Source organism: Petrachloros mirabilis, from assembly GCF_975968855.1.
In genome coordinates, this window is sequence record NZ_CDLUDY010000230.1 from 1 (window position 1) to 5043 (window position 5043).

Sequence of the window (5043 nt, forward strand, 5' to 3'; positions counted from 1 at the left end):
GGTTGCTCAAGGGCACCGGTGCATTCCAGCACCTGGCGATCCTTCATGAAGACCGCGTAACCGGAATGCGCGAAGGCAAGCGCGATTTCGGCCAGCAGATCGAGGTGCGTTGCTGGGATAGCGTCGATGCGCGCACTGCAACACCGACGCGCCTTTTGTTCGAAATTCTTGATAATCTCGCCCGTGAGATTATCCGCAACGTGCCTGGCATCGTCAGCGTCACGTACAACATAGCGCCAAAGCCCCCCTCAACGATCGAAGCAGTCTGACGACGGTTGCGTATTCAGAATCGGAAATGGTCAGATCATTAGAGTGCGTGGAAAGATGACAACTGAACGACTCACAAGACCAGCGTTTGACCAGGCGTTGGCAATCCTGGGAGACCGAGATCCTGATCTTGGGTGTGTTCTGTCGAGTTTCGGCCCACCGCCGATGTGGAAGCGCGCGCCCGGATTCCCAACCCTGGTGCACATAATTCTCGAGCAGCAGGTTTCTCTTGCTTCTGCAAAGGCTGCTTTCGATCGCCTTCGACACGCTGTTCCGGTTCTCAACCCAGCTGAGTTTCTGAAGCTGGACGCGGAGACGTTGAGGCAAATTGGGTTCAGCCGTCAGAAAAGTCGTTACTGCAGGAGCCTTGCGCGTGCGATCACCGAACGTTCCCTTTATCTGAAGGGGCTCCAGGGGATGGATGATGATCAGGCTCGGGCAGAGTTGCTCAAGATAACGGGTATCGGTCGATGGACGGCGGATATCTATCTTTTGATGGCGCTGCGGCGGCCAGATGTCTGGCCGATAGGTGATCTAGCCCTAGCTGTAGCTGTTCAGCACGTCAAGGGGCTCGAAACAAGGCCTTCGTCAGAAGCGCTCGAGGCGCTTAGCCAAAGCTGGAAACCTTGGCGGGCAGTCGCAGCGCGGGTCTTCTGGCATCATTACTTGAGCTGTCCATCCGTTAGGATGGGCAGCAATAATGAATGGAGGAAACTATGGTCATAAAGAGACTCAGTGAGGCCCCATCCGTAGAGTTGAAGGACTATGATAATGTGAAGAAACAAATCGTAATAGGCCCAGACGACGGCTCGAACGAGATTGTGTTGCGCTATTTCAGCTTAGGGTCAGGAGGAACAAGCCCACATCATAGCCACGATTTTCCGCATTTGGTCAAGATCGAAGCAGGCAACGGTATCGTGATAGATGCAACGGGTAACGAACACCAATTACAAGCAGGCGATTACGTCTATGTCAATGAAAACGAGCCGCATAACTTCAGAAATACAGGTTCAGAGTCGTTTGAGTTTATCTGCATCGTACCGAGAAGAGCAGAAAGCTGAGAGCATTCCAAACAATGGGGTTGAGCTGATCCCAGATCGCTCAACAGTCCCAAGGGATGCCTCACCAATCTCAATCTGGGATTCAGAGATACCTGCCTTGATCAGGCCTTTCCGGATGGGCTCTCTATCCATGCGTTAATTGGGCTTGTTGAGTTGAGCTAATTTCTCTGCGGCCAGAAGGGCAAGGTGAGTGTTCCTTCCGCCGGAGCCAGGTTTTTGGCCGTCTGGAAGTTGAATCTTCACTGTCGCTTCACCTCCAAAGATGAAGGCGATCTTTCGATAAGGATCATTCGGGTTGGTAATGAGGACCAAACTTATGTCGGCAACATTCGTGCCAGTAGGACCGGGTGCAATCGCCAAGCCCAGTGTCTTAAAGAAGGTGGCTGAGTCATAATGGCCAAGATAGTTCCTATAATCAAGTCTCTTGTTTTTGGCCAGCTCCAGGGTATTCATATCAGCAATAGCTCCCGCGACGTCGGAGCTTCCGTCTATCCCATCCGTAGAGAAACTGGCAAAGGTTATATTGTCATTATTACTCAAATACGGAGTAATGACCTTCCAGATATTTTCGATTTCTTCGGTTACTTCTGCTTTGATCTTATCTTCTGTTGTGCCGGTTCTACAGCCAATCACGTTCACGGTGTAGCCAAGCTGCTCTGCTCTCTCTTTCGCTGCCTCCATAGCCTGGTCATTGTTCGCAATCACGACATATTGGCTTTTATCTTCGGCTAAGAGGGATGAATCTTTGGACAGGGTCTCGTAATCGTCCTTCCCAACGTTGGCTTCGATATACTTTTTGACGGGGAGTGGAGCCTGATCCCAGATGTTGTATTCATTAAGGACTTTCTTAGCCATCTGAAACGTCGAATCATCACCCACCGTTGGACCTGAGCTGATGACGGATGGGTCGTCCACAACTCCCGTCTTGGTTACAGGGACATCGGATAGAACCAGAGAGACAACCCCACCGGCACGTTCAGCAAATTTTCGCATCCCGCCACCTTTTAACGGATCGAGATGTTTTCGCACTGCATTGATTTCATCAATGGTGGCTGGAACTGTAAGCAGCAATTTGATGATAGCCTTATACTCCTCTAAACTGACTCCCTCTACAGGCAGAGCCATTAAGGAAGAGCCGCCACCTGAGATGAGAGCAATGACGAGGGTCTTATCGTCCGCGCTCTTTAACAGCGCTACCAATTTCCTTGCCCCTTCGACTCCTTCTTTGTTGGGAGTAGGATGGTCAGCGGCAAAAAGCTTGATTCGATCTGAGATAGGTTCCTTGGCCTGGTCTCGGTAGACATTCAAGACGCCCGCAGTAATCCTACCACCTAAAATCTTCACTAATTCTGCGCCGGTGCGTCTAGCTGCCTTGCCGCCACCTACAACGAATATTTTGTTAAGGTTATCGAGGTTGTATTCTCTTCCCGCTACCGTTAAGATATTGGTTGCGTCATCAATCCTTACGTATCGTCGTAAGGCTGATTCAGGAAGCACGCTCTCTAGGGCATGATCAAGGATGCTTCTTGCAGCCGCCTGCTCTGATAATGGGTTGGGTTGACCGTTGGCATGGTTTAACGTTTCTGAGGATCGGATTGTCTTAACATCATCTTTTGCCATAGCTACCCTTTCTTGATGCAAGTTGACAAATCATTATAAACCAATCAGAGGTTAGTCGCCACTCAAAGTCCGGGCGAAAGCCCCCTAATATCATACTAAGAGAATCCGCCTCAGCGATCCGTATTTCACAGTTTTCTGCCAGAACTCTTAAAATAACAAGAGATCAAATCGATATCTATCCGTTGGTGCCGGCAATATACATTTGAAGATTCGCTCCTTCGAAAGTACATCGATCGCACCGACGAGTTGGTCCGGCTCTCCGATAGAATAAACTGGCAGAGGATATATGAGACACTTTGTCCCTACTATCGTTCCAGGGAGGATGGGGACATCCATATAATCATGACTTTCTTCATATCTAAAACGGGGGCCGCCCTTGACATGGGACAAATTCAATATTAGGCGAGAGCAATGCGTTCGTTCTATGTCGGAACTAAATGACCGACAAGGATGCAAGAGCGCGAACCGCAATTTATACAAAGGGCGTGCTGTCAAGATGTGATATACTCTCCAAAGGAGGTATTTTAACCCCATAAGGAAAGGAGGTCGACATGGCCTGGAAGGAAATCACGCGATACTATGCCCGATGGGACTACAAAAACCATAGGGGAAAGGTGGGGGTAAAAGACGCAGACGGCAATTGGCATTGGCCCACTTTTTCTGATCCCAACGAATTTGCCGTTATGGTTGACCTTCTGCGAAATGAAAGACCCGTGTATTGGGACGACAGGCAGTGGGTTCGTACCAGCTACGAGGAGGAGCCAGGAGAAGAGGAGTCGTAGTAAATACTTGGTTAACACTGAAAAATGTCCTTTGAGCGAACATTTGGTGTGATCGAAGCACGCAACCGATCTGATCCCAAACGATAGACGAGGCAAGGCCGGAGGATCCAATGAGCACGAAGAGTAGGACGAACAAGGGAAGCTTTACATATCCGGTGTCCTTTTCCCAAGAGGACTTCGTAGTGGGGCGATCTTTTGAGTACGACCTGATCACTCTGAAACGGGGTGGCCTGACGGATCGGGTGGGCTGGCCTGCGCTACCTTTTGGAGTGAAGTATTTTGTTCTTCCTAATGACGTGAAGAACGTTTCCGTCTTTCTGCTGAAACCCAAATGGTCTCGTCTGCCGGGTAAATACACACTTGTGCCCGTTCAGCCCCCACGACCGGCGGCAGTCAAACGCGCAGGACCGGCGGGGAAGCTGCCCTTACCTCCGATGAAGGGTGTCGAATACAGTCAGTCTTTGCCCTTTTATCCCATGGACCCGCACGTCACAGACATGCGTGAGATTCCCTTGCCAGATGCCGAATTGTCCAGCTTCGATTTCTATGCCGGCCACCGTGTGGCAGCTGTGCGCATCTATCCATTACGGTATGACCCGAGTAAAGGGACCGTGCGTTATCTCGCCAGCGCCACGCTGAAGGTCGAATTTCAGCGATTGAGGCGCCAAGAGACTGCGAGGGCCAAGAGTCCAATGACGTTCAGTATCGAAATGAAGAAACTGATCTCTCTGGTCGAGAATCCCCAGGATCTATGTTTTCGCATCCCCAAGGAAATTGCAGGATTCGACGAGATTACCCCCATCTGTCCAACCGATCCGTTACGCAAGCCAAAGCCCAAGGTCCGCGATGTATTTCCCTTCGTGGAGAACGGCCGGCCATTTATTCCAGCCGACGTGCTCATGCCGCCCGCGCCCGAAGACTGGCCGTACGTGATTATCACGGACGACTATGAGTGGGCCGAGGACGGCACCAAGGGCGCCCACGCGGGGAATTTGATTTCCGAATTTGAGGAGCTGGCGCGGTGGAAAACCATGAAGGGATTACGCGCTCGCGTAGTTTCCGTCTCGGACATCGTGGCAAACCGGTTCGGTGCCCATTGGCAGCCTGGTATCACACGCGACCTTCCAGAAGCGATGCGCAACTTTTTGCAACATGCCTTCAAAGACTGGAATACACAGTGGTGTCTGCTGGGCGGTGATATCAATATTGTTCCTGTGCGTCACGTACTGGGAAATATCGGCTGGTATCACATAGCTAAAGAGAGTAATCCGACGCCGGAGCGCAATAAGATGTACTACGATGCCGCCACCAAC

The 5043-nt window shown here is 50.9% G+C and carries 6 protein-coding genes; 5 read left to right on the top strand and 1 reads right to left on the bottom strand.

Annotation, left to right across the window (positions count from 1 at the left end):
- From ACWVCN_RS09470 to ACWVCN_RS09480, 3 genes are all read left to right on the top strand, one after another.
- On the top strand, nt 1-269 hold a 269-nt coding region (locus tag ACWVCN_RS09470), incomplete at its 5' end, for a GMP synthase (glutamine-hydrolyzing) (RefSeq protein WP_455245348.1).
- Between the two features lie 55 nt (nt 270-324).
- Nucleotides 325-993 (top strand): DNA-3-methyladenine glycosylase family protein, encoded by a 669-nt coding sequence (locus ACWVCN_RS09475; protein WP_455245350.1) that lies wholly within the window; start codon nt 325-327, stop codon nt 991-993.
- Nucleotides 994-1040: 47 nt separating this feature from the next.
- Nucleotides 1041-1328: a cupin domain-containing protein gene (locus ACWVCN_RS09480; protein ID WP_455245351.1), complete on the top strand. Its 288-nt coding sequence runs from the start codon at nt 1041-1043 to the stop codon at nt 1326-1328.
- A 135-nt stretch (nt 1329-1463) separates the two neighbouring features.
- Here the strand turns inward: ACWVCN_RS09480 and ACWVCN_RS09485 are convergent, their stop codons facing one another.
- Nucleotides 1464-2948, bottom strand: a complete 1485-nt coding sequence (locus ACWVCN_RS09485) for a DUF4147 domain-containing protein (RefSeq protein WP_455245352.1) — start codon at nt 2946-2948, stop codon at nt 1464-1466.
- A 551-nt stretch (nt 2949-3499) separates the two neighbouring features.
- On the opposite strand from ACWVCN_RS09485, the gene ACWVCN_RS09490 reads away from it, so the two are divergent.
- Nucleotides 3500-3730: a hypothetical protein gene (locus ACWVCN_RS09490; RefSeq protein WP_455245354.1), complete on the top strand. Its 231-nt coding sequence runs from the start codon at nt 3500-3502 to the stop codon at nt 3728-3730.
- A 110-nt stretch (nt 3731-3840) separates the two neighbouring features.
- The coding region (locus ACWVCN_RS09495) for a C25 family cysteine peptidase (RefSeq protein ID WP_455245356.1) at nt 3841-5043 on the top strand (1203 nt) is incomplete at its 3' end.

Bases quoted from the DNA above. Each gene is read 5' to 3' on its own strand.
- ACWVCN_RS09485 (WP_455245352.1), bottom strand. From the start codon at position 2,948: ATGGCAAAAGATGATGTTAAGACAATCCGATCCTCAGAAACGTTAAAC.
- ACWVCN_RS09490 (WP_455245354.1), top strand. From the start codon at position 3,500: ATGGCCTGGAAGGAAATCACGCGATACTATGCCCGATGGGACTACAAA.
- ACWVCN_RS09475 (WP_455245350.1), top strand. From the start codon at position 325: ATGACAACTGAACGACTCACAAGACCAGCGTTTGACCAGGCGTTGGCA.